Here is a 25985-nt window from a genome sequence, read left to right as displayed (position 1 = left end):
TTAAAATCTAAAGTGGGAGAATGCTTTGTTGGCTTCAGCCATTCTGTGCGTATCATCTTTCTTCTTCACACCGGCACCTTCGCCTTTGGAAGCAGCGATAATTTCGCCAGCTAGTCTGTCCATCATTGTTTTCTCACCTCTTCTTCTGGCGTAGCTGATCATCCATTTCATTCCCAATGCAACCTTTCTGTCAGGACGGACCTCCATTGGAACCTGGAATGTAGCACCACCAACTCTACGACTCTTCACCTCAACGGATGGAGAAATATTGTTTAGCGCTTTTTTCCAAACTTCAAGACCATTCTCACCTACTTTTTCCTCAACTTTCTCTACTGCATCGTAGAAAATTCTGTAAGCAATACTCTTCTTCCCGTCGACCATTAGGTTGTTCACGAATCTAGTTACTAGCGTATCGTTGAACTTTGGATCAGGAAGAATATATCTCTTCTTTGGTTTCGCTTTTCTCATTTTTTCTAACTGTTATGATTATTTTTTCTTTGCCGGAGCAGCTGGAGCACCCTTACCTGCTTTCGGTCTTTTAGCACCATACTTAGAGCGACCTTGCTTACGGTCTTTAACTCCTGCGGTATCTAGTGCACCTCGGATGATGTGATATCTCACACCTGGTAGATCTTTTACACGACCACCTCTGATCAAGACGATCGAGTGCTCTTGTAGATTGTGACCTTCTCCAGGAATGTAAGCATTCACTTCTTTTCCGTTTGTCAATCTCACCCTCGCCACTTTTCTCATTGCAGAGTTTGGCTTCTTAGGGGTTGTAGTGTAAACTCTGGTACAAACCCCTCTTCGCTGTGGACAAGCATCCAAAGCTCTTGATTTTGATTTGGTCTCCAGTGTCACTCTACCTTTTCGTACTAATTGTTGAATAGTAGGCATTAACTGATAAAATTTAGTTTTCCCGTAAACTGTTAAATTTTGGACTGCAAAGGTAAACAAAGTAATAAGAGTAACAAAGCTAAGCAGTTATATTTTTGCTAGGCTTCACCCGGCGTCCCGAAACTAATGGGAAACTGAGGTGCACCTCCTGATTGGTTGATCTTTCCAAAGGCAGCTTCATACTTCTCAATATTATCTTTGAGTGCAGAAAGCAAACGCTTCGCGTGGTCTGGAGTTACTATAATTCTTGACTTTACTTTTGCCTTCGGTACACCTGGCATCAGGCGGATAAAATCGATCACAAATTCAGAATTGGAATGTGCGATCATAGCCAAATTTGAATAAACTCCCTCAGCTACTTCTTCTGAAAGCTCCACGTTGATCTGCTGATCTGCTTTTTTATTTAGATTGTCGTCTTGCATGGTTTGTATAGATTAAAAAAAGGCCTGTCGTGAAACAGGCCTTTTAAATTAATTTATTAGAATATTACAGGATTGCTTCGCTAGATCTTTTAGTGTTACGCTCCATGTTTTCTGAAAGCTTCTCATATTCTTCTTGAGATCCAACGATGATTGGTTGCAATCTTCTCTGACCAGTACCGGCAGGAATCAAGTGACCAACGATTACGTTTTCTTTCAGACCTTTCAACTCATCTCGCTTACCTCTAATCGCTGCTTCAGAAAGCACCTTAGTGGTCTCTTGGAAAGAAGCTGCAGAGATAAATGACTCAGTACCTAAAGATGCCGCAGTGATACCCTGTAATGTAGGCTTAGAAACCGCAGTCTCCGCATCACGTACTTGTACCAACTTCAGATCCTTACGCTTCAAGCTTGAATTCTCATCTCTCAATCTTCTCGCGGAGATAATCATACCAGGCTTCAACGTAGAAGAATCACCTGCATCCATCACTACTTTACGGTCAAGAATATTATCATTCTCCTCTCTGAACGCCCACTTATCCACTACTTGATTTTGCAGGAACCCAGTATCACCAGCATCAAGGATTTCAACTTTCTGCATCATCTGCGATACGATCACCTCGATATGCTTATCGTTGATTTTCACACCCTGAAGTCGGTAAACTTCCTGAATTTCGTTCACCAAGTACTCTTGGACAGCTGTTGGTCCTTTGATCGCCAAGATATCGTTAGGAGTGATTGCTCCGTCAGAGAGTGGCTCGCCAGCTCTGATGAAATCATTCTCCTGAACCAGAATATGCTTGGATAGAGACACCATATATTTCTTGATCACACCATCTTTGGATTCGATGATGATCTCTCTATTACCTCTCTTGATACCACCGTACGTTACTACGCCGTCGATCTCAGAAACTACAGCCGGATTGGATGGATTTCTTGCTTCGAATAACTCGGTAACGCGTGGAAGACCACCGGTAATATCTCTTGTTTTACCAACAGATCTTGGGATTTTAACCAAAATCTGACCAGATCTTACTTTATCTCCAGCTTCAATAGCCAAGTGAGCTCCTACAGGAATGTTGTATCCTTTTGACTCTTCTCCATAGTTTACAATAATTGCAGGGTTCTTAGTTCTATCTTTTGTATCGATAATTACTTTCTCACGGAAACCTGTCTGATCATCGGACACTTCCTTATAAGTAACTCCTTCTACAATCGCTTCGAATTCAATTTTACCGTCGAATTCTGACAAGATAACTGCGTTGTATGGATCCCACTTGCAAAGAGTCTGGCCTTTAGTAACCTTTTCACCATCCTTCACATTCACCATGGCGCCATAAGGAGCATGATTTGAAACCAAAGTTTTTCCGGTCTTGGCATCGTTGACTTTGATCTCACCAGATCTACCCATAACAACGGTAATACTCTCACCATCTTTATTAGTAGTCTCGATCAATCTCAATTCATCGTCAAATTCTACCACCCCGTCAAATTTAGCGATCACACTAGCCTCTACGGCCATATTGGATGCAGTACCACCTACGTGGAAAGTTCTCAATGTAAGCTGAGTTCCTGGCTCTCCGATGGACTGCGCAGCGATCACGCCTACTGACTCTCCAGTCTGGACAATATGACCAGAAGAAGTAAGGTTTTTGCCGTAGCATTTTCCACAAACTCCTCTACGAGTTTCGCAAGTCAATACAGATCTAATCTCAACTTCATCTATGCCAACCTCGTCAATAAGTTGCGCTACTTCGTCACTGATCATCTCTCCTGATTCAATGATCAACTCATCCGTAGCTGGGTTATAAATATCATGAACTGATACTCTACCTACAATTCTTTCAGAAAGTGGCTCAACGATATCGTCATTGTCACGCAAAGGCTGAACTAATAAGCCTCTCAAACTACCACAATCATCTTCTGTAATAATCATGTCCTGAGCTACGTCCACCAGTCGTCTGGTGAGGTAACCCGCATCAGCTGTTTTCAATGCAGTATCGGCAAGACCTTTACGTGCACCGTGAGTAGAGATGAAGTACTCTAATACATCTAGACCTTCTTTGAAGTTGGAAAGGATAGGGTTTTCAATGATCTCACCTACAGAACCTTGAAGGTTTTTCTGTGGCTTAGCCATCAAGCCTCTCATACCGCCTAGCTGACGAATTTGTTCTCTAGAACCTCGGGCTCCAGAGTGCATCATCATATAGATGGCATTGAATCCTTGCTTATCCTCTTCCATTTGTCTCATTAGATCATTTGTCAAATGAGAGTTGGTACGAGTCCAGATATCAATTACTTGGTTATATCTTTCATTATCCGTGATCAGACCCATTAGGTAGTTGTTCCATACTTGATCTACTTCCTCTTTGGCCTTATTAATCATCGGCTCTTTTTGTTCTGGGATAATTACATCATTTAAGCCCATGGATAGACCACCTTTGTAGGCCATCTGGAATCCAAGATTTTTGATATCATCCAAGAACTGTGCAGTACGCGACATTCCACAAACTTTAACCACCTTAGCAATGATCTGCTGAAGTTTTTTCTTAGTCAAAAGCTCATTTACATAGCCTACTTCTTTTGGAACAAACTGATTAAAAATCAAACGACCAGCTACGGTCTCGATGATTTCATCTTTGTAACCTCCATCTTCAGTTCTAACTTGTACTTTGCACTTGATATTCGCATGCTTAGAGATTTTCTCCTCATTCATTGCGATTATCACTTCTTCCGTGCTGTAAAAAGTCATCCCTTCACCAGCTACTACCTCTTCAGGAGTAGATTTCTTACCCTTAGTTACGTAATATAGACCCAATACCATGTCCTGAGAAGGTACAGTAATCGGAGCTCCGTTTGCTGGGTTAAGAATGTTGTGAGAAGAAAGCATCAAAGTAGAAGCTTCCAAAATGGCCTCATGTCCAAGCGGTACGTGAACCGCCATCTGATCACCGTCAAAATCGGCGTTGAATGCAGTACATACCAATGGGTGAAGCTGGATAGCTTTTCCTTCAATTAGTTTTGGCTGGAAAGCTTGGATACCTAATCTGTGAAGCGTAGGTGCACGGTTAAGGAGCACTGGGTGTCCTTTTAGTACATTTTCCAAAATATCCCAAACCACAGGATCTTTACGATCCACAATTTTCTTTGCTGACTTTACTGTCTTTACAATTCCTCTCTCGATCAGTTTTCTGATGATAAAAGGCTTGAAAAGCTCAGCAGCCATATTTTTAGGAAGACCACACTCGTGAAGCTTCAACTCAGGTCCGACCACGATCACCGAACGACCGGAGTAATCCACACGCTTACCGAGCAAGTTTTGGCGGAATCGACCTTGCTTACCTTTCAACATATCAGAAAGGGATTTCAAGGCACGGTTTCCATCAGATCTTACCGCATTTACTTTTCTAGAGTTATCGAATAAAGAGTCCACAGCTTCCTGGAGCATTCTTTTTTCGTTTCTCAAAATCACCTCTGGAGCTTTGATATCGATCAAACGCTTCAAACGGTTGTTTCTGATGATAACTCTTCTGTATAGGTCATTTAAATCGGAAGTCGCAAAACGACCGCCATCCAAAGGAACCAATGGACGCAATTCAGGTGGGATAACCGGAACCATGCGAACTACCATCCACTCAGGTCGGTTTTCGATTCTGGTTCTAGCATCACGGAATGCTTCTACTACTTTTAATCTTTTCAGTGCTTCTGCTTTTCTCTGCTGAGAAGTATCAGTAGCGGCCTGGTGACGTAGTGCGTACGAAAGATCATCCAAATCAATTCTTGCCAATAGCATCTCCAACGCTTCAGCGCCCATTTTGGCGATGAATTTGTTAGGATCATCATCGTCAAGCATATGGTTTTCCTTTGGTAACTTGTCCATGATGTCCAAGTATTCATCTTCAGTTAAGAAGTCCAGGTATTGAACTCCCTCTTCTGCTTTGATACCTGGCTGAACTACCGCATAACGCTCGTAATAGACAATCTGATCAAGTTTCTTAGTTGGAAGACCGAGAAGGTAACCGATTTTATTAGGAAGAGATTTGAAATACCAGATGTGAGCAACTGGTACTACCAGCTCTATATGCCCCATTCGCTCTCTTCTTACTTTCTTCTCTGTAACCTCTACACCGCAGCGATCACAGATAATACCTTTATACCTGATGCGCTTGTACTTGCCACAATGACATTCCCAATCCTTTACAGGACCAAAAATTCTCTCACAGAACAAACCGCCCATTTCAGGCTTGTAAGTTCTATAATTAATGGTCTCTGGCTGGGTCACTTCACCGTTTGAGCTATCCAGAATAGATTCTGGGGAAGCCAAACTGATGGTGACTCTGGAAAAATCATTGTTAAGTTTTTTATTTTTTCTGAACGCCATAGTTTTTTGAAAGATATGTAAAGGGCTCTTGCGAGCCCATTCGCTTTATTAATCTAAGGTAATTTCAAGAGCTAAACCTCTCAACTCATGAACCAATACGTTGAATGACTCAGGAATATTAGGCTTAGGAAGGTTTTCACCCTTCACAATCGCTTCATAAGCTTTTGCTCTACCGATTACGTCATCAGACTTCACTGTCAGGATCTCCTGAAGTACGTGAGATGCACCGAATGCCTCCAGTGCCCACACTTCCATCTCTCCAAAACGCTGACCACCAAACTGGGCCTTACCACCTAATGGCTGCTGCGTGATCAAAGAGTATGGTCCGATCGAACGTGCGTGCATCTTATCATCTACCAAGTGACCAAGTTTCAGCATATAAGCAATACCTACTGTGATTGGTTGATCGAATTTCACACCCGAAAGACCATCGTATAGATAAGTACGACCATAAGCTGGCAAACCTGCCAATTCCAATTCGTGAGCTACTTCTTCCATAGAAGCACCATCAAAGATTGGTGTAGCATATTTTTTATCAAGTACCTGTCCAGCCCAGGCCAAAACAGTTTCGAAGATCTGGCCGATGTTCATTCGAGAAGGTACACCAAGTGGATTCAATACAATATCCATAGGGGTTCCATCCTCTAGGAATGGCATATCCTCATCTCTTACGATTCTAGCAACGATACCTTTGTTACCGTGACGACCTGCCATCTTATCACCTACTTTAAGCTTACGCTTTTTGGCGATGTACACTTTGGCAAGCTGAACGATACCTGCAGGAAGTTCATCACCTACTTCAAGTGTGAATCTTTCTCGCTTGAATGTTCCAGCGATTTCGTTTCTTGAATTGATGAAGTTTTTCACCAATTGAACGATCAACTCGTTGGTATGAGGATCATTTGTCCAATCGTCAAGAACGATGTCAGAAATAAGGTTAGCCTCTTCCGGAACATTGTAATTACTCTCATCTCTGTAAGGGTTCTTAGCAGGGAAAAGATTATTCTCAATATTCTTCTGGTTGAACTTCTGTCCTTTCGAGATGATCTCATCACCGAACTTATGCTTAACACCTTGAGAAGTTTTTCCATCAAGGATAGTGACCATTTTATTGATCATGCGAGCTCTAAGGCCCAACAAATCTTTGGAATATCTACCTTTCAGTTTCTCTACTTCAGCCTTCGCCTTAGCTCTCACGTCCTTGTCTTTCTTTGGTCTAGCGAAAAGCTTCGTTTCAATTACAACACCGTTCAATGAAGGTGAAGCTTTCAAAGAAGCGTCTTTCACGTCACCCGCCTTATCACCGAAGATTGCTCTAAGCAGTTTTTCTTCTGGAGTAGGATCAGTCTCTCCTTTTGGAGTGATCTTACCGATGATGATATCGCCTTCTTTCACTTCAGCTCCAATCGCGATGATACCATGCTCATCAAGATTCTTAACTGCTTCTTCAGAGACGTTAGGGATTTCTGAGGTCAATTCTTCTTCACCTCTCTTTGTATCACGAACTTCCAGCTGGAATTCTTCTACGTGGATAGAAGTGAAAATATCTTCTCTTACTACTCGCTCAGAGATTACGATCGCATCCTCAAAGTTGTATCCTTGCCATGGCATATAAGCCACCTTCAGGTTTTTACCAAGAGCTAGCTCACCGTTATTAGTAGAATATCCTTCTACTAGTACCTGACCCTTTTTCACTTTTTGTCCTTTAAGGACCAAAGGAGTGAGGTTGATAGTAGTGTCTTGGTTAGTTCTTCTGAATTTGATCAAATCATAAGACTTATACTCATCAGTGAAATTCACTAATAATTCATCGTCAGAAAGATCGTATTTAATAACAATTTTCTTAGCATCTACATAATCTACTACGCCGCTAGCTTCTGCGATGATAAGTGATCTAGAATCCACGGCTGCTTTTGCCTCAAGGCCAGTACCTACGATAGGTGCTTCTGCCTTCAACAAAGGAACTGCCTGGCGCTGCATGTTAGATCCCATCAATGCACGGTTTGCATCATCATGCTCCAGGAATGGAATCAATGATGCAGCAACTGATACAATTTGATTAGGTGCAACGTCCATGTAAGTGATCTCAGAAGGCTCCAATACAGGGAAGTCACCTTCAAATCTCGCTTTCACTTTTTCGTTGATAAACTTACCATTTTCATCCAATGGCGCATTTGCCTGAGCAATATTATGATCATCTTCTTCTTCGGCAGTAAGGAAAAGAACATCCTCAGCTTTCATACTTGCTTTGCCATCCTTCACTTTACGATAAGGAGTCTCAAGGAAGCCCATAGAGTTCACTTTCGCATGAACACAAAGGGAAGAAATCAAACCAATGTTTGGACCTTCTGGTGTTTCAATAGTACACAGACGACCGTAGTGTGTGTAGTGTACATCTCGAACCTCAAATCCTGCTCTTTCTCTAGACAAACCTCCTGGACCCAAAGCTGAAAGTCTTCTCTTGTGGGTCAACTCAGCCAAAGGATTGGTTTGATCCATAAACTGAGAAAGTTGGTTCGTTCCGAAGAAGGAATTGATCACAGAAGAAAGGGTACGAGCGTTAATCAAATCGACTGGTTTGAAGTCTTCATTGTCACGTACGTTCATTCTTTCACGGATAGTTCTCGACATTCTGGCAAGACCTACACCGAATTGACTGTAAAGTTGTTCACCTACAGTTCTTACTCTTCTATTGCTTAAGTGATCTATATCATCGACCACAGCCTTAGAGTTAATAAGACCAATGAGGTATTTAACGATATGGATGATATCTTCCTTAGTAAGGACAATTTTAGTTGAATCGATGTCAAGACCTAGCTTCTTATTGATTCTATAACGACCAACTTCTCCCAGATCATAACGTTTGTCAGAGAAGAACAAACTATGAATCACCTCGCGAGCTGTGGACTCATCAGGAGCTTCCGTATTTCTCAACTGACGGTAGATAACTTCAACAGCTTCTTTTTCAGAGTTGGAGCTATCTTTTTGAAGTGTATTATAAATAATAGAGTAATCGGCTACGTTCACATCTTCTCTATGGAGAATAATGCTCTTCGAGCCTGATTCCAAAATCATTTCAATGTCTTCGTCTGAAAGAACGGTATCACGCTCTAGCAGGACTTCATTTCTATCAATGGAAACCACCTCACCAGTGTCCTCATCAACGAAATCTTCTACCCATGTTCTAAGAACCCTAGCTGCAAGTTTACGACCTGCCACTTTTTTCATTGCTGTTTTAGTAGCGTTGACTTCCTCAGACAATCCAAACAAATCTAGAATGTCCTTGTCAGAGCCATAGCCAATAGATCTAAGCAAAGTAGTGACTGGGAATTTCTTTTTACGATCGATATAAGCATACATGACATTGTTAATGTCAGTTGCGAATTCGATCCAAGAACCTTTGAAAGGTATAATTCTGGCAGAGTAAAGTTTCGTTCCGTTCGTATGCTTACTTTGGGCAAAGAATACGCCTGGAGAACGGTGAAGTTGTGAAACAATAACTCGTTCTGCACCATTAATTACAAATGACCCCTTCTCGGTCATATACGGAAGATTACCTAAGAATACTTCTTGCTCAATCGTTTCGAAATCTTCATTGTCCTCATCATGACAAAGTAGTCTCAACTTTGCTTTCAGCGGTACAGAGTAGGTCAAGCCACGGTCAATGCATTCGCTCACCGAATATTTCGGTGGATCCACTGCATAATCAATAAATTCAAGAGTAAAATTCTCTCTTGAATCAGAGATTGGGAAGTTTTCTGCAAATACTTTAAATAAACCGTCTGCCCGGCGTTTTTCAGCAGGTGTATCCAATTGGAAAAAGTCTTTGAAAGACTGCAATTGAATATCTAGAAAATCCGGATAGGTTTTGACCACCTTAATGGAGGAGAAACTTTTCCTTTCGGTTTGATTCTTGATAGCCAAGGTAGTGTATGTTTATGGTGAAATATTAATAGCGGTAAATTACAATTTACGCTTAAAATAATGCAATTTTAAACCTGTGCATAAACAGGAAAAGACCTGACTAAAATAGTCAGGTCTTAGGTGCGAACCCCAACCTAATAGTTGCGGTCCAGCAAATTATTTGATCTCTACTTCAGCACCAGCTTCTTCCAAAGACTTCTTCAAGCCTTCTGCTTCGTCCTTAGCTACGCCTTCTTTCAACGCTTTAGGAGCTCCATCAACTAGTTCTTTAGCCTCTTTAAGACCAAGACCAGTCAATTCTTTAACAAGCTTAACGACTGCCAGCTTTGATCCACCAGCAGCTTTCAAGATCACGTCAAAAGTCGTTTTCTCTTCTTCAGCCGCAGCTTCACCAGCACCAGCACCACCTGCTACAACTACTGCACCAGCAGCAGCTGGCTCGATGCCATACTGATCCTTAAGGATGTCTGTCAATTCTTTAACCTCTTTTACAGTCAAGTTTACCAACTGATCTGCAAGTTGCGTAAGATCTGCCATTGTATTTGAAATTTAATATTTGTTTGAATTATTTTTTTAAAACTATTTTTCTTCTCTATCAGCAAGCGTTTTAAGCACACCAGTAATATTGTTCTGGCCACTTTGCAATGCTGAGATAAGATTCATCGCTGGAGACTGTAGCAAGCTGATCAAATCGCCTAACAACTCTTCCTTTGACTTCAACTTAGAAAGCATTTCAAGATTTTCTTCACCGATGATAATATCTGCATCGATAGAAGCTCCTTTGAATGCTGGCTTCGTTGCTTTTTTACCTAATTTTTTTCTGAAATCCAGCAATACATTTGCTGGAAGATTACTCGTCTCTTTTGAGAATATAATTCCAGAGAATCCTTTCAATGCTTTATCTGACAACTCCGAGAAGTCGGCATCTAAATTTTCCAGAGCTTTACTTACTAAGGTGTTTTTGTACACTTTGTACTCAACTCCTCGTTCGTAGCAAGTCCTTCTGAATGCGTTCACCTGTGCTACAGAGAAACCTGATGCATCTGTGATGTAGAAGAAAGGGTTTTCTTTAAATTTCTCAGTAAGACCGTCGATTATTACTTTCTTTTCGTCTCTAGTCATGATTAAATTCCTTGAATGCTACCCTTGTCCACTGCAATTCCAGGAGACATTGTACTGGATAAATGAATACTCTTGAAATACGTTCCTTTAGATGATGACGGCTTCAACTTAGAAATAGTAAGGATAAGTTCTTTTACATTCTCTTCTATCTGCGTTGCAGTGAAGGATGCCTTACCGATGCCAGCGTGAATAATTCCAAATTTATCTACTTTGAAATCAATTTTACCCGCCTTTACTTCTCTTACTGCCTTAGCTACATCTAGAGTAACAGTTCCTGATTTAGGATTTGGCATAAGACCTCTAGGTCCTAATACTCTACCCAATCTACCTACTTTCGCCATTACGTTTGGCATAGTGATGATGACATCAATGTCAGTCCATCCGCCTTCAATTTTTGCTATGTAGTCGTCCAAGCCTGCGTAATCTGCACCTGCTTCAGTGGCTTCTGCTATTTTGTCAGGAGTACAAAGCACCAATACTTTGATGTCTTTGCCAGTACCATGAGGAAGCGCAACAACGCCTCTTACCATTTGATCAGCTTTACGAGGATCTACACCCAATCGGACGTCAAGATCTACGGAAGCGTCAAACTTCGTCAAAGTAATATCCTTCACTATAGTAGAAGCTGCCTCCAGGGAGTACACTTGGCTTGGGTCGTACTTAGAAAGAGCTTCTTTTTGCTTTTTTGTTAACTTAGCCATTGTTTTTTATTTATACTTCCCAAGGGGCTTTTCCAGATACTGTGATTCCCATGCTTCTTGCTGTACCAGCTACCATTTTCATGGCAGACTCAACTTTGAAAGCATTAAGGTCAGGCATTTTTACCGACGCGATTTCTCTTACCTGATCCCAGGTAACTGATCCAACCTTCTTACGGTTTGGCTCAGCAGATCCACTTTTAACTTTCGCTGCCTCTAGCAACAGATTTGCTGCTGGAGGAGTTTTAACAACGAAGTCAAAAGTCTTGTCTGAGTAGATAGTAATCAATACAGGTAGCACTTGACCCATTTTCTCTTGGGTACGTGCATTGTACTGCTTACAAAACTCCATGATGTTCAGACCCTTGGAACCAAGAGCCGGCCCTACTGGAGGCGACGGGTTTGCCTGGCCACCTTTCACTTGTAGTTTTAAATAACCAGTGATTTCCTTAGCCATTGCTTAGTCTTGTTTTTCTACTTGTATAAAGTTTAATTCAACAGGAGTATTTCGTCCGAAGATTTTGACCATAACATTCAATTTCTTCTTCTCTTCAAATATCTCCTCTATTATCCCGGTAAACCCACTGAAAGGACCGTCCATAACTTTGACTGTCTCCCCAACAATGAATGGCGTATCGAGTTTCTCTGCGAACTCATCAATCTCCTCAACCTTACCTAAAATACGGTTGATTTCTGACTGACGAAGCGGCTCAGGGGTTTTGGAAGCCCCACCTGAGTTTGACCCTAAGAAACCGATCACTCCCGGAATGCTTGTAATTACGTGATTAGCCTCACCATTTGAAAGATCTGCATTGACTAAAACGTAGCCTGGAAAGAAATTTCTCTCTCTAACACGCTTTTTACCGTTGCGCATCTCATATACTTTCTCTGAGGGTATTAAGACTTCAGGAATAAAAGTACCAATATCCTGTCTGGCAATTTCATTATCCAAATAGGTTTTAGTTTTTTTCTCCTGTCCCGCTACTACTCTGAGTACGTACCATTTATGTTCAGCCATTCTGTAATGTCAATTCAATTAGAACAAATCATAAAACCATTTCATGATGTTTTCGAAACCCAGATCTACCACACCTATAAATAAAGCGAAGATCAAGGAAGCTACTAACACCAATACTGCACTATTCTGAAGAAATGAGAATTTAGGCCAAGTGACCTTATTAACCATTTCATCATAAGATTCTAGAACAAAGTTTTTCAGATTCATAGTGTACTTAACTTACTGGCACGGGCAGAGAGATTCGAACTCCCATCAACGGTTTTGGAGACCGCTATTCTGCCGTTGAACTATGCCCGTGTAAATGAACGCCCCGCTAATGGGAACGCAAAATTAGGTATAGATTGCTAAAGAAACAAATGCGATCCCAAAATAATTTGGGATCGCATTATATATTTAATCAATCAATGATTGAGAATTAGTCAAGGATCTCAGTAACCTGTCCAGCTCCTACTGTTCTACCACCCTCACGGATAGCGAAACGAAGACCTTTCTCAAGTGCTACTGCAGACAGAAGATTTACTTCAATAGTAACGTTATCACCTGGCATAACCATCTCAACGTTCTCAGGAAGAGAAATCTCACCAGTCACGTCTGTAGTTCTTAGGTAGAACTGTGGACGGTATCTGTTGAAGAATGGAGTGTGACGTCCACCTTCTTCTTTAGAAAGAACGTAAACTTCAGCGTTGAAGTGAGAGTGAGGCTTCACAGATCCTGGCTTACAGATAATCATACCGCGTTTGATTTGCGATTTTTCAATACCTCTTAGCAATAAACCTACGTTATCACCTGCTTCACCTCTGTCAAGGATCTTACGGAACATCTCAACACCAGTAACTGTAGACTTTAGTCCTTCAGCACCCATACCGATGATGTCAACTGGCTCACCAGAATTGATTACACCTCTTTCGATTCTACCAGTAGCTACTGTACCACGACCAGTAATCGAGAATACATCTTCTACAGGCATCAAGAATTCTTTATCAACAGCTCTTTCAGGAAGAGGAATGTAAGAATCAACAGCATTCATCAATTCCATTACAGTTTCAACCCACTTCTCTTCACCGTTCAATGCACCAAGTGCAGAACCTGCGATTACTGGAATATTGTCACCGTCAAATTCGTAGAATGAAAGTAGCTCTCTGATCTCCATTTCCACTAGCTCAAGAAGCTCTGGATCGTCAACCATATCTACTTTGTTCATAAATACCACTAGCTGAGGTACACCTACTTGGCGAGCCAAAAGGATGTGCTCTCTAGTTTGAGGCATTGGTCCGTCTGTAGCTGCTACTACTAGGATAGCGCCGTCCATTTGGGCAGCACCCGTTACCATGTTCTTAACGTAGTCAGCGTGACCTGGACAATCTACGTGAGCGTAGTGTCTGTTTTCAGTTGCGTATTCTACGTGAGAGGTATTAATGGTGATACCTCTTTCTTTTTCTTCTGGTGCGTTATCGATAGAAGAAAAGTCTCTTAATTCAGATAGACCCTTACTAGCCAGAACGGTAGTGATGGCAGCAGTCAAAGTGGTCTTTCCATGATCTACGTGACCAATCGTACCGATATTAACGTGCGGCTTGGAACGGTCGAATTGTGCTTTTGCCATGCGTGAAAATCCTCAGTTTAAGTTTAAAGATATATTTAATTATTTTTTCTTTTTAATCGAAATGAGCCAACGAGGGGATTTGAACCCCTGACCCCTTCCTTACCAAGGAAGTACTCTACCCCTGAGCTACGTCGGCTTAGACTCTTTTATTTTCTCCAAGATCCCTCGGAGAAAATAAAGAGCGGGAGACGAGGCTCGAACCCGCGACCTGCAGCTTGGAAGGCTGCCGCTCTACCAACTGAGCTACTCCCGCTTGTAATCTTTCGAGATGAAACCATCTCTGGCCGCTCTACCTCTAAGTATATCATTCATTGATACTACTTTGGAGAGCTACTTCCATTTGAGTATGAACATATCCAAACTCTTTTTCGCCCTGCAAAATTAGATAAAATTTTGCATTTGGACAATGGTGTGGGGGAAATAGGATTCGAACCTATGAAGACTTAAGTCAACGGATTTACAGTCCGTCCCAGTTGGCCGCTTTGGTATTCCCCCAACTAGCGTTAGATTTTTGAGCCTTACTCTCGGGCTTTTCTATCGTAACGGATGGCAAAATTAGAGGCTTTTATCAAAGAAGCAAAACATGTATTTCAAATTTGATGAGATTTTACACATTTTATTTCCAAACATTTATAAATCAATAGATTAATTTTCTTCATCCGAAGACTCTAGGAAGTACTTGTAATACATTATCAACTCACTATCCTTTTCTTTGACGGCGACATCATTAATTCTTGTTAAAATTTCGCCGTTGGTACCAAAGCCTAATAGACCTTGAAAAGCACCTAAACGGATATAGCTTCGAGTATCATTTTCCATTTTATCCAATAATAAATCAACAGCCCGACTTTCGCCTTCTTCTGGATATCGGATGAAATATTCTGAGAAATAGCCTAAAAAATAATACAAGCCTTCCCCAGACATTCTTGTAGCCTGCTCTATAAACCAGTCTCCTTTACCAAGTATAGTCTGTGTGATGTAATAATCTGCCACAGGGATGACCATTCGGAAATTACGCTCTGAAGCAAAGCGTTCTATCTCTGCCAGCCCTACCTTGCCCGACTCCATACTCACTAGTCCCATCAATGCCGAACTTGCCACCAAATAGGAAGAGTCCTCAGCCAAGGTTAAAAATGTAGTATAATACGAGTCTGGAGAAAAAGAAGATAGCACATCGAGTGCTCCTGCTCGTACAGAGTTTCTCTCATCAGATTCAGCCATTTGAGCAACTTTCTGAGCTAGCTCTGGCGTGTCGCTTAACCATTCGGGATAACCTTGCAGGATTGACAATGCCGATTCACGTATAGACCAAAACTCATCCTCCAGTGCCTCGTCTATAATCGATTCCAATTCTGTCACTGCTTCCCAAGAAGCCAAACTATCTAATGCCTCATACCTAGCGATTCCAAATTGGGAAACTCTGAATTGCTCTCGCATTTGTTCAGGACTTCTAGCTAGGGTACTTTCTGCAAGTAGATTTTTCTCCTCATCTAACAACACCAAACTGATCGGCAGTTCATTCTTCAATTCAAATTGCTGAGAAGCTTTATTCACAATAAATTCCTTGCTTTTGCGCTCATTGTCCTCATACCAACTCACTTCCAAAGGAAGTTGGTAAAGCGGCGCTTTCGTCAGATCCTGAAGCTGTTCAACGGAAATTACAATAGCACTGGGATCAGAATAATTGACTTCAAATTTGAGCTCTGGATGCCCCTTTGCCAAGAACCATTGATTAAAAAACCAATTCAAATCTTGTCCACTAATCTCTTCGAAAGCCATCCGAAGGTCATGTACTTCTACATTCTCGAATGCGTGCCTAGTCAGATAATACTTAAGTCCTTCATAAAATGCCTCAGCACCCAGGTACTCGCGGAGCATGTGCATGATCGCACCACCTTTGGAATAGCTATGCGAGTCAAACATATCTTCTGCATTGTCATATTCAAATCGAATCAAGTCCACTTGAGTTGTTTTAGCTTCCAGAAAATAACTTTCAGTTTCTGCTATTAACTTCAGCTTAGCCTCATCTTTTCCATATTTGTATTCATTCCAAAGAAACTCACTGTAGTTGGCAAATCCTTCATTCAGCGTGAGGTTTGACCATGACTCCGTGGTCACATAATCTCCAAACCACTGATGGAACAGCTCGTGCGCAATTATATAATCCATTTCGGAGTCAATGGCCTCACGTTCAGTCATTCTCAACTCTTCCATGAAAATGGAAGCCGTAGTATTTTCCATTGCTCCAGACACAAAATCCCGGACCACTATCTGGTCATATTTGGGCCATGGATACCTCACGCCAATCAATTCCGAAAAAAAACCAATCATTTCAGGAGTATGCTGAAATACTTTGGCGGCACCTTTTTCGTAGCCTTTTTCCACATAATACCCCAATGGAATTTCCTTCCATGCCGCTTCCACTTTTCCAAAATCCCCAATAGCAAAAGCCGCTAAATAGGCCGAATGCGGAAGTTTCATCTCCCAGTAATCCTTTCTCAGGCCTCCTCCAAGATCCTCCTGCTTTATCAATTCCCCGTTCCCTATGGTCACTAAAGTGTCAGCCACAGTCAGTTTGATAAGCTGGGTGAATTTTTCATTGGGAGAGTCAATGGTAGGAAACCACTTAGAATTATGTGCTGTCTCACCCTGCGTCCAGATCATGGTAGGTTTATCCGGCACCGTATCTAGGGGATCAATGAAATAAAGGCCTTTGGTGTCGGTGATGGCTTCACTTCCACCTCCCGTGTTACGTTCAGGAAAAGCTTTGTACTGAAGGGAAATTTGAAAAGTATCTGATCTACTTAATTCCGTCGGTAAGTGAATGTGAAGTTTTTCGACTTCGTAATCGTATGGCACAGAGACTAGATTTCCCCTATGTTGATAAAAAATCTCTTCCAATTCAAAGTCCTGCGCATCTAGCACTAGCTCTTTACTTGGGTAGAAAAAAGGCTTAATTGTCAATTCAGCTGTTCCAATCACTACTTGATTTTGGTAATCAAAAGATAGATCCAGGTCAGTATGGAGTATGTCAAAATCTTTCTTAGCTGACGGTCTATAACTTTCTATAGCCTGTTCCTTCTCTAATTCAAGATTTCTCAAATTCTCCTTAGCTGCCCCTTCTTTGAGCATATCCTCCTGCTGGACCTGCACTTTATCCGCTTCGGAGAACTGTTTAGATTTACATGAAATGGTAAAAAGTGCCCAAAAAACCAGGTAGCCTAGTATCGGATACCACTTAACTTCTAATTTGATTACAGGTAGGTACTTCATATTTATTAGGTACTAAAAAGGGTCCCTTTTAAGGGAAATTGTATATTCGGCTTCAAATTAATAGGAATGTTTACAGTAACCATCTTAAATAAAAGCTATTCGGTTGAAAAAACCGACGAGGCCATCCACGTCAATAACAAAGCAGTCAAGTGGGATCTTCAGTGGATCTCAGATCGAAAAATCCACCTGGTCCACGACCATAAATCATTGGAAGCAGAATTAATTTCTATTGACAAAGAAGCCAAAACCATCCAAATCAAGCTGGGGACTACAATCACCAACGTGCAAATCAAGGATAGATTTGACTTGCTTTTAGAGCAAATGGGAATGAATAATTCAGCCTCCCAAGCTTTAAAAGAAATCAAAGCACCTATGCCAGGACTGATACTCGACCTGAAAATAAAACCAGGGGATGAAGTCAAAAAAGGAGATGTCATTTTAATATTGGAAGCCATGAAAATGGAAAACATCCTTAAATCTCCAGGTGACGGTGTAGTGAAAGCGGTGAAAGTTTCTCTAAATCAAAGCGTAGAAAAAAACCAAGTCTTAATCCAATTTTAGCTTTTATCCTTAGCATAATGAGTTGAAGAAATTATATTTGTCGGATTATTTTGAGCAATGTGGGATAAGCCCGATCTAGTTCCAATGAATACGCTACTGTTTTTTTTTCCTAATCGAAAGACAGCAGGTTTCAATTGACAGAAACATTAGCGAGAAAACCCTTTGAAAGACAACTCACAACAATTGAAATCAAACATGGCTCTGAACGTAAAACACGGGATAGAACATCAGCCATGCGAAATTCCAGCTGACTATAAAAATCAATCGTAAACAGATGAAATACAAGAGAATACTGCTCAAACTCAGTGGCGAAGCACTAATGGGAGATAAGAATTATGGAATCGACCCAGTAAGACTTCAACAATACACAGAGGAGATCAAAAAAGTACATGACATGGGAGTGGAAATTGCGATCGTAATCGGAGGCGGCAATATTTTCAGAGGTGTGCAGGCAGAATCATCCGGAATAGACCGAGTACAAGGTGACTACATGGGTATGCTCGCTACCTTAATCAATGCCATGGCACTGCAAAGTGCGTTGGAACAGGGTGGCATGTACACTCGCTTGATGTCTGGTATCAAAATCGAAAGCGTTTGCGAACCTTTCATTCGCAGGAGAGCCATACGCCACTTAGAGAAAGGTCGAATTGTGATTTTCGGTGCAGGAATCGGCAACCCTTATTTCACGACCGATTCTACAGCCAGCTTGAGAGCCATAGAAGTAGAGGCAGATATCGTACTGAAAGGTACTCGAGTGGACGGAGTTTACACTGCCGACCCGGAAAAAGATCCCGAAGCTACCAAATACACAACTATTTCCTTTCACGAAGTATATGAAAAGAACCTTAATGTCATGGACATGACAGCCTTTACCCTGTGCCAGGAGAACAACCTTCCGATCATCGTATTTGACATGAATCTGGCAGGAAACTTAAAAAAATTGGTTCAGGGAGAGGAAATAGGAACTTTGATCACTTCACTTTAAGTTTAAAAAATCATGGAAGAAATCGAATTATACTTAGACGAGGCAAAAGAATTAATGCAGAAAGCAGTAAATCATACTTCTGCAGAGCTATTGAAAATCCGTGCGGGTAAGGCTATGCCTAATCTACTCGACGGGATCTTGGTACAATATTATGGGGCAAACACTCCCCTTAGCCAAGTTTCATCGATCAATACCCCTGATGCACGTACGCTTTCTATCAAGCCTTTTGAACGCTCGATGATCTCTGAGATTGAAAAAGCAATCATCAATTCAGACCTGGGGCTTGCTCCACAAAACAACGGTGAAGTGATCATTCTCACCATTCCTGCACTCACTGAGGAAAGACGTATTAACTTGGTGAAGCAAGCAAAACATGAATGTGATGGAGGAAAAATCTCTCTGAGAACTGTCCGAAAAGATATCAATGACGAACTGAAAAAGCTACAAAAAGACGGAGCACCAGAAGATGAAATCAAACGCGCTGAAGACGTGGTGCAGAAGCTGACAGATCAGTTTTCAGCCAAAATAGACGAGCTCTTGGCGAAAAAAGAACAAGACATTATGAAAGTCTAAATCCAAAAAAAACCCGGTTTAAAGCCGGGTTTTTTTATGGTCATTTTTCCACTTAATCTCCACCGCTTATCTGGATAAAAGTAGCAATCCCAAATCTTACGCCACCGCGAAGGAATTTCGCATCTTCAAATCCTGCTCCCATTTCCACACGGAAGATTCTAAACAGGTTATCCAACGAATACCCAACTTCCCAATAATTTGGTGAGTTATCTGTCTTCAGATAATTGAAGAAAATGTTCTCCCGAACTCCTGAGAACCTCAACATAGGCAACTGAGTGAAAATGAATTTCCTGAACTGATAATGGACAATTCCTGAGAAATACTTCGAGTTTGTGCTGTACTTATAATAATCCATAAAGCGGTAGTTCGAAGCTGGACCAAAGTTGGAAAAGATGGTCCTATTCCCACCAAAATGCTGGAAATCTGGAAAATAAACTTGGTCATTGGACAAAAATGCTCCTACCGAAAGATTAAAATCCAACTTTCCGCTAACCCCAAAGGTGTAATCATGCTGAATTCCCAACTCCAAATGATCGAAATCAGATGCTGTTCCATCTCCACTAATCCCACCAAATGCTTTGGTGTAAGCTACCTTGACAAGCGGTGATCGTTCCGTCAGAGGATATTTTCTACCATTTCTAATTCCATATTTGATTCCAGGCCGCCACTCTAGCTCAGTATTTAATTTTAGAATATCATGATCGGCAAAAGAACTGGGGTCTGCTTCCACATTTTCCGGCTGATTGGAAGAATAAGTTCGCCCTTCTTTATTGTAGAAGCTGTAATTATTAGTATTGAACAGTTCATTTCGATGGGCGTAAGTCATATTTACCCGATAAGTAATCCCGCCATTCACTCGATGGGCCCAATAGGCTTGTGCAAAACTTTGCTCAAAAAGTTTCATGTAGTTTTGACGAAAAAACAAGGAATAGAGCGCATTCACCTGTTCATTGATTGGTTCACCGCCATTGAACTGATAGATATACCTTCCGCCCCTCATCCCGTAGGTCCTTCCAGAAAGCTGCTGTGTGCTGGACCAGCGGAAATCAACTTTCCCATAGAATCGATTACTGGAAAAACCATAGCGAAGTTCAGGCTCGATGTTAAAGCTTTTCCGCAAAACGGTTACGCTATCCGCCATTTTGGTGTTAATTTCTTTTCTGTAAAACAAACCCATTCCCAGTTTGGCCCCCTCTACAGTATTAAAGGAAATCTTTGTCCAATTCTGCTTGAAACCTAGCGAAACACCATTTCCCATCGAGTATGTACCGCCATTCATGAAATCGAGTGGCTTCAATTTCCGTTTTGCCTTTTTCGCTATGGAGTCCACATCACTCATTTTGGCTACTTCTACAGTAGCCAAGCTATCGTCTCGCTGATAGCCCAGAATTTCACTTTCAGTCAATGGCACTGGCCTGATGCTATCCCAATACGCCTGATTATATTTTTTGGCCATGGAATCTACCTCATAATAGCTTTCTTGGATCACTTCCGGTTGCTTCAGTTCTTCCCGAGATTCCTTCTCGTATTCATTCAGCAATTTGCGATATTCCTTACGCGTTTTAGGTTCCTCAGAGGCAAGCTGCTCTAATGCTGAAACTGATTTATCAAATTTCACAGCTTCCTCCGGCACCTCTTGCACCTTTTCATCGATGATCTCTGGCACCAGCTCCAAATCAGGATTGAGTTCTATCTCATAATCTCGAGTCGAAGCTAGGTATTTGAAATCACCCTCAAAACCAAGCATTTTTCCGCCAAAGTCATAAGTATGAGTGAGCGGCATCCATACGTTCTCGGCAACTGGAGCAAATTGTTGTTTGACTTGAATCTGAAATCCCAATAAAGAAGTCTGAAGATTCAAGCTATGAATAGCCCACAAATCCTCAATGATATAAATGAAACCCTCAAAAACCTGTTCTCCGCGAGATCTTGGAGTCACTTTGATTTTGCTCACCATCACGTCCTGATCAAAGAAACTTCCTTCGTATTTAAACCGATAATACTGAAATGCTGACCTGGAAAGCGGTGAAATAATCCCGTTTATTTTCTCCTGATAGAACGTAGTTTGAATGTACGGTGCTGGGGAGGTGGATTGATTGTCCCCATTGGTACGGATAGAAATCACTTTTTCTTCCACTTTATTGGGCTGAGAAAAAGTGATCCTGGATACAGATTCGGAGGTGTAAGCTTCGTTCAGCTTGAATCCTTCTTTTTCAATAGTTTTTTCAAGAAAAAAAGGTGCATCTGTCAGCTTCCCGGTTCCTTTGAGATAGACTGTCATGCTGTACTTTTGAATCTGAGGTCGGTGGTATTTCGCTTTTGCTATGGCTTTTCGCATGATAGTGAGAGCGGGATCTTCCGCTCCTGCCCTCACTTCCACTTCTGCCAACGTATAATCCTGAGGCTTCAGCACAAAGTCCTTTACTACATAAGCATCCGTGACGACAATAGTCTCGAGTTGCGATTTATACCCTAGGTACTGCACAAGCACATCATATACACCTTTGGGAAGCTTGTATTCGTAGTTACCTTCTTCGTTGGTAGGTACACCGTCTCCAAGATTCCGAATATAAACTGAAGCAAATGCCAGGGGCTCACCATCGGTTGTGGTCACTTTTCCTCTGATCCCCTGTGCTTCGCTGGACTTGCTAAAAAAAAATGTAACCAAAGAAATACTGACTACAAAGGTTAATAGTACTTGTCTTTTCATAAAAGTCGGTTTGTAACTCAAGTTAAATAGCTTTTGAAAAACGAGCTTTACTTTCTACAGGTTTTAAGATGATTTAGGAAGTTTAGCTAAATGTAAGCAACACACTTCAAGTGATTATTTTTGGGATAAGATTGAAGGTGATGATGGAAAACTTTTTGAATAATCATCTGCAGTTCTGCCAGATTGGAATTAGGAGCAATGTAGCACAAGCTAATCTTAGAAACAGAAACAGTAAGGGTCATTGCTCATTAAGCTCGAAACCAAAAAAGCCAACAAATCAGGCTACTTTCAATCATTCCCAATCATCAAATTCTATAACGTGAATATGTGCTTTGATACCCGTAAAGAGCTTGATGGAAAATCAATATCTGGTCAACTTAAGAATCGCTGCCATTTCGGCCACCGGTCTTCGGATTTCAGTCGGGACGAGCAAGACAATTTTGGGTACCGGCAAGATTGTGGATCATCATATTTTATAAATTCCTTTCCTTGAATTTTTAGAATGATTGACAACTTTTGCAAAATTTTTAAAAATGTATTTCCTAGGAAAAATTTGGCTTCAACGAAAACAATATTTTTTCCGATTTTTTAAAAAAAAGAAGAATTCATGACTTTTCGAAAATGGAAAACGATTTCCGTTGCCAATTTCACATAATATTAGCGAAATAACTGGCAAATCAATAAATAAAACAATATTCTGTTAAATCGAGTTTTACAATTCTCAAATAGCCGAAATGTTAACAATTGCAAAATTAAAAATAATGGCCCATTTTCGATTCGGAATACAATTGGAATGAGTATTTCAAATAAACAAACAATCAAACCCTATGAGAAACTATTTACTAAAACAAAAGACGTTTCTACTTGCTATAGCGCTACTATTTTGCGCTACCCTCGTAGTGAACGCCCAAAGTAGAACGGTGACAGGAACGGTCATGGATCCAGTACTTGGGGAATCAGTACCTGGAGCGACCATTCTTGTCAAAGGTACCACGCGTGGCGTAGCCACTGATTTGGATGGGAAGTTTTCTATTGACCTTCAGCCTGGAGATCAAGTTCTTGTAGTCTCTTTTGTGGGATATCTTACGCAAGAGGTAGAAGTCGGCAATCAATCGAACATCACTGTAAATCTTCAAGAGGATATTCAAAGCCTAGAAGAAGCGGTGGTTATTGGATATGGTTCGCAGGACAAGAAAGAAATCACCTCGGCAGTGGTAGGTGTAAAACCTGAAGATTTCAACAAAGGAAATATCTCTAACCCTGCTCAATTGCTTCAAGGTAAAGTGGCAGGATTGTCAATCACAAGACCAGGAGGAAACCCTAATGCAGGTTTTCAAGTGCGTCTCAGAGGTCTTTCAACTTTTGGTGCCAACTCAGCCCCGCTTATCGTATTAGACGGAGTAATCGGAGCTAACCTAGACAACGTCGATCCTAATGACATTCAGTCTATTGACGTGTTGAAAGACGGGTCTGCAGCAGCCATTTATGGAGCAAGAGGATCTTCTGGTGTGATTTTGATCACTACCACTCGCCAAGGAAATAAGGAAGGCAGAACCAACGTCGCGATCAACACCTTTGGTACACTTAATCAAGCTACTAATCTTATCCCTATTCTTTCAGCTGAGGAATTTGTAGAAAGAGGCGGTGCAGATTTTGGAAGCGAAACTGACTGGAGAGATGAGCTGATCAGTGATTCGTTTTCTTATACTACCAATGCTACTATATCTGGCGGGTTCAATAATACCAATTATATGGCCTCTGTGAACTACCGAGATAATCAAGGTATAGTAGATGGAACGAACAATCAGCGTCTAAACACTAGATTGAATTTATCCCAAGGTGCATTAGACAACAAATTGCGATTCAATGTGAACCTTTCTTTTTCAACCATTGACTCAGAATCTATCAACGATGCGGCGTTCAGATATGCAACGCTTTACAATCCAACTGCTCCCATCTTTGAGGAAGATCCCGATAATCGTTTTGGTGGCTACTTCCAAAGAGACTTGTTCGATTTCTACAATCCTGTGGCACTTGCCAATCAGCAAAAGTTCGTAGGTGAGACTAAGACTGCCTTGCTTTCCTACAGAGCTGAGTATGACTTCCTCCCTAATTTGACCTTGAGTGCTCAGTATTCCGAGGACAGAACGAATACACTATCAGGTGGATTCTGGTCAAGACAGGATTACCAAGTGGGCTTCGGTTCCAAAGGGTCTGCTGAAAGAAACACCTTTGACAGACAGCAAAAAATCTTTGAAACTACCTTAAGGTTTGAAGAAGACATTACTGATAGATTGAATATGACACTCTTAGGAGGGGCAGCTTTTCAATCTACTAAGAATCAAGGGTTCAATGCTCGGGTAAGACAGTACCTCTTCGATCTAGGATGGAATAATCTTGGAGCAGGTTCTATTCGTCTAGGTAACAACACGAATGTATCTTCCTTTGCAAATGAAGATCAACTGAACTCCCTTTTTGGAAGAGCTAATTTCAACTACAATAATACTTACTTCTTCTCCGCTTCTGTGAGAGCAGAGACTTATTCTGGTTTTGGAGAAAACAACCAAACTGGTGTTTTCCCAGCGCTAAGTATAGGGGCAGATTTCACCCAGATATTCAATATGGGGATTCTAAGTCAGTTCAAGCCTAGAGCTTCTTTTGGTATCACCGGTAACCTCCCTCCTTCTCCTACCTTGGCACTTGGTGTATTTGGTAATGGAAACAGAGTAGATCTAGACGGAGATCCACTTACTCAAAACGATTTGTATGTGGGTATTGTGCAAAATTCAAACCCGAACAAAGACTTAAAGTGGGAGACTAAGCAAGAAATGAATTTTGGTATAGACTTCGGACTTTGGAATGATAAAGTGACGGGTAGCATGGACTATTACGTGAGGAATATTTCTGACCTCTTATTCAACGTGCCAGTAGCTACTGGAGCTCCTAACCCATTTGATCCAGGAAGATTCAATACAGCATCTTCTACTTGGGTGAATTTGGCAGATTTGAGAGCTGCGGGCTTTGAGTTTTCTGTTGGAGTTCGAAACATAGAATTAGGCCCTGTCAATTGGACGCCAAACTTGAACTTCACCATCTATGACAAGACTACAATTGAAAGTTTATCTGCAGGTGAGTTAGGATTTGACGAGTTGAGATTCGCTACACCAGGTTCTCCAGGTCAAAATAACAACCCGATGATCTACAACAGAGTTGGAGAAACATTGGGTGATTTCTATGGACCAAGACTTCTTGGACTTACTGATGGAGGAGAGTATATTCTCTCAACTACCAATCCTAATGAATTTGAGAAATTAGGCAATGGTCTTCCAAAAGGAGAGTTTGGATTTGCTAACAACTTCACTTATGGCGCTTGGAACCTAAGCTTCTTCTTCAGAGGAGCATGGGGACACGACTTGTATAATTCTTATAGAGGATTCTATGAGAATGCAGATGCTGCTTCCAACACTTGGAATTCTGTGGTGACAGATAAAACGCCACAATCACCACTGGTGACTTCAGCGCCTACCTTCAACAGTTCGTATGTAGAGGATGCCTCTTTCGTCCGACTAGACAACTTAGAACTTGGTTATAACATACCTACAAAATCTGCAAACGTTAACTCACTTAGAGTTTACTTCGCTGCTCAAAATTTGTTCACAATTACAAATTACACTGGTATCGACCCGGAAGTACGAATCACCGACTCTGAAAACGGAGATGGATTCACCACCTCTTTATCACCAGGTATCGAGCGAAGAAATACGTATTTCCAAACTAGATCTTTCACGATGGGAGTGACATTAAATTTTAAATAATCAATT

Annotated in this window: 18 protein-coding genes and 4 tRNA genes; 4 read left to right on the top strand and 18 right to left on the bottom strand. The window is 41.3% G+C overall.

The features are described from left to right. The 17 genes from rpsG to ABJH64_RS10710 all read right to left on the bottom strand — a co-directional run bounded on the left by rpsG (position 1) and on the right by ABJH64_RS10710 (position 17335). Positions 1-468, bottom strand: a complete 468-nt coding sequence (gene rpsG, locus ABJH64_RS10790; protein WP_283414129.1) for a 30S ribosomal protein S7 — start codon at positions 466-468, stop codon at positions 1-3. A gap of 18 nt (positions 469-486) precedes the next feature. Next, positions 487-897, bottom strand: a complete 411-nt coding sequence (rpsL, locus tag ABJH64_RS10785) for a 30S ribosomal protein S12 (protein ID WP_348298973.1) — start codon at positions 895-897, stop codon at positions 487-489. Between the two features lie 98 nt (positions 898-995). Beyond that, the gene (locus tag ABJH64_RS10780; RefSeq protein WP_348298971.1) at positions 996-1319 is read right to left on the bottom strand and encodes a DUF3467 domain-containing protein; all 324 of its coding nucleotides are present in this window, start codon (positions 1317-1319) and stop codon (positions 996-998) included. Between the two features lie 64 nt (positions 1320-1383). Next, on the bottom strand, positions 1384-5697 hold the full coding sequence (gene rpoC / locus ABJH64_RS10775; RefSeq protein WP_348298970.1) for a DNA-directed RNA polymerase subunit beta': 4314 nt from the start codon (positions 5695-5697) through the stop codon (positions 1384-1386). A gap of 48 nt (positions 5698-5745) precedes the next feature. Beyond that, positions 5746-9621 carry a DNA-directed RNA polymerase subunit beta gene (rpoB, locus tag ABJH64_RS10770; RefSeq protein WP_348298968.1) on the bottom strand — a complete coding sequence of 1292 codons (3876 nt, stop codon included), beginning with the start codon at positions 9619-9621 and terminating at the stop codon, positions 5746-5748. 156 nt (positions 9622-9777) lie between these two features. Beyond that, positions 9778-10158: a 50S ribosomal protein L7/L12 gene (rplL, locus tag ABJH64_RS10765; RefSeq protein ID WP_348275476.1), complete on the bottom strand. Its 381-nt coding sequence runs from the start codon at positions 10156-10158 to the stop codon at positions 9778-9780. A gap of 42 nt (positions 10159-10200) precedes the next feature. Then, positions 10201-10743 (bottom strand): 50S ribosomal protein L10, encoded by a 543-nt coding sequence (gene rplJ / locus ABJH64_RS10760; RefSeq protein ID WP_348275475.1) that lies wholly within the window; start codon positions 10741-10743, stop codon positions 10201-10203. 2 nt (positions 10744-10745) lie between these two features. Further along, the gene (gene rplA / locus ABJH64_RS10755) at positions 10746-11444 is read right to left on the bottom strand and encodes a 50S ribosomal protein L1 (protein ID WP_348275474.1); all 699 of its coding nucleotides are present in this window, start codon (positions 11442-11444) and stop codon (positions 10746-10748) included. A gap of 10 nt (positions 11445-11454) precedes the next feature. After that, on the bottom strand, positions 11455-11898 hold the full coding sequence (gene rplK, locus ABJH64_RS10750; RefSeq protein ID WP_348275473.1) for a 50S ribosomal protein L11: 444 nt from the start codon (positions 11896-11898) through the stop codon (positions 11455-11457). Positions 11899-11901: 3 nt separating this feature from the next. After that, positions 11902-12459: a transcription termination/antitermination protein NusG gene (gene nusG, locus ABJH64_RS10745; protein ID WP_348275472.1), complete on the bottom strand. Its 558-nt coding sequence runs from the start codon at positions 12457-12459 to the stop codon at positions 11902-11904. Positions 12460-12477: 18 nt separating this feature from the next. After that, complete coding sequence (gene secE, locus ABJH64_RS10740; protein WP_086543367.1) at positions 12478-12666, bottom strand: preprotein translocase subunit SecE; 189 nt, start codon at positions 12664-12666, stop codon at positions 12478-12480. Positions 12667-12682: 16 nt separating this feature from the next. Next, a tRNA-Trp gene (locus tag ABJH64_RS10735) sits at positions 12683-12756 on the bottom strand. Positions 12757-12874: 118 nt separating this feature from the next. Further along, on the bottom strand, positions 12875-14062 hold the full coding sequence (tuf, locus tag ABJH64_RS10730) for an elongation factor Tu (RefSeq protein ID WP_348275471.1): 1188 nt from the start codon (positions 14060-14062) through the stop codon (positions 12875-12877). Positions 14063-14126: 64 nt separating this feature from the next. Further along, a tRNA-Thr gene (locus tag ABJH64_RS10725) sits at positions 14127-14198 on the bottom strand. A 44-nt stretch (positions 14199-14242) separates the two neighbouring features. Next, positions 14243-14315 (bottom strand) — tRNA-Gly (locus ABJH64_RS10720). Positions 14316-14474: 159 nt separating this feature from the next. Then, positions 14475-14557 (bottom strand) — tRNA-Tyr (locus ABJH64_RS10715). Between the two features lie 150 nt (positions 14558-14707). After that, entirely contained in the window at positions 14708-17335 is a 2628-nt protein-coding gene (locus ABJH64_RS10710; RefSeq protein ID WP_348275470.1) for a M1 family metallopeptidase, read from the bottom strand. A 66-nt stretch (positions 17336-17401) separates the two neighbouring features. Between ABJH64_RS10710 and ABJH64_RS10705 the strand changes: the two genes are divergently transcribed. The 3 genes from ABJH64_RS10705 (at position 17402) to frr (ending at position 19454) form a co-directional block, all read left to right on the top strand. Continuing rightward, positions 17402-17896, top strand: a complete 495-nt coding sequence (locus ABJH64_RS10705) for an acetyl-CoA carboxylase biotin carboxyl carrier protein subunit (RefSeq protein ID WP_348275469.1) — start codon at positions 17402-17404, stop codon at positions 17894-17896. A 274-nt stretch (positions 17897-18170) separates the two neighbouring features. After that, positions 18171-18881 carry a UMP kinase gene (gene pyrH / locus ABJH64_RS10700; RefSeq protein WP_348275468.1) on the top strand — a complete coding sequence of 237 codons (711 nt, stop codon included), beginning with the start codon at positions 18171-18173 and terminating at the stop codon, positions 18879-18881. 12 nt (positions 18882-18893) lie between these two features. Then, positions 18894-19454 (top strand): ribosome recycling factor, encoded by a 561-nt coding sequence (gene frr / locus ABJH64_RS10695; RefSeq protein ID WP_348275467.1) that lies wholly within the window; start codon positions 18894-18896, stop codon positions 19452-19454. A gap of 52 nt (positions 19455-19506) precedes the next feature. On the opposite strand, the gene ABJH64_RS10690 is transcribed toward frr, so the two are convergent. Further along, complete coding sequence (locus tag ABJH64_RS10690; RefSeq protein WP_348275466.1) at positions 19507-22164, bottom strand: DUF5686 and carboxypeptidase regulatory-like domain-containing protein; 2658 nt, start codon at positions 22162-22164, stop codon at positions 19507-19509. Positions 22165-22991: 827 nt separating this feature from the next. Between ABJH64_RS10690 and ABJH64_RS10685 the strand changes: the two genes are divergently transcribed. After that, on the top strand, positions 22992-25979 hold the full coding sequence (locus tag ABJH64_RS10685) for a SusC/RagA family TonB-linked outer membrane protein (protein ID WP_348275465.1): 2988 nt from the start codon (positions 22992-22994) through the stop codon (positions 25977-25979). Positions 25980-25985: the final 6 nt, after the last annotated feature.

The sequence above is a fragment of the Algoriphagus sp. genome (assembly GCF_039969895.1).
Classification (GTDB): domain Bacteria; phylum Bacteroidota; class Bacteroidia; order Cytophagales; family Cyclobacteriaceae; genus Algoriphagus.
The sequence above is the reverse complement of the archived record's forward strand: the minus strand, read 5'-3'. Positions and strand labels throughout refer to the sequence as shown.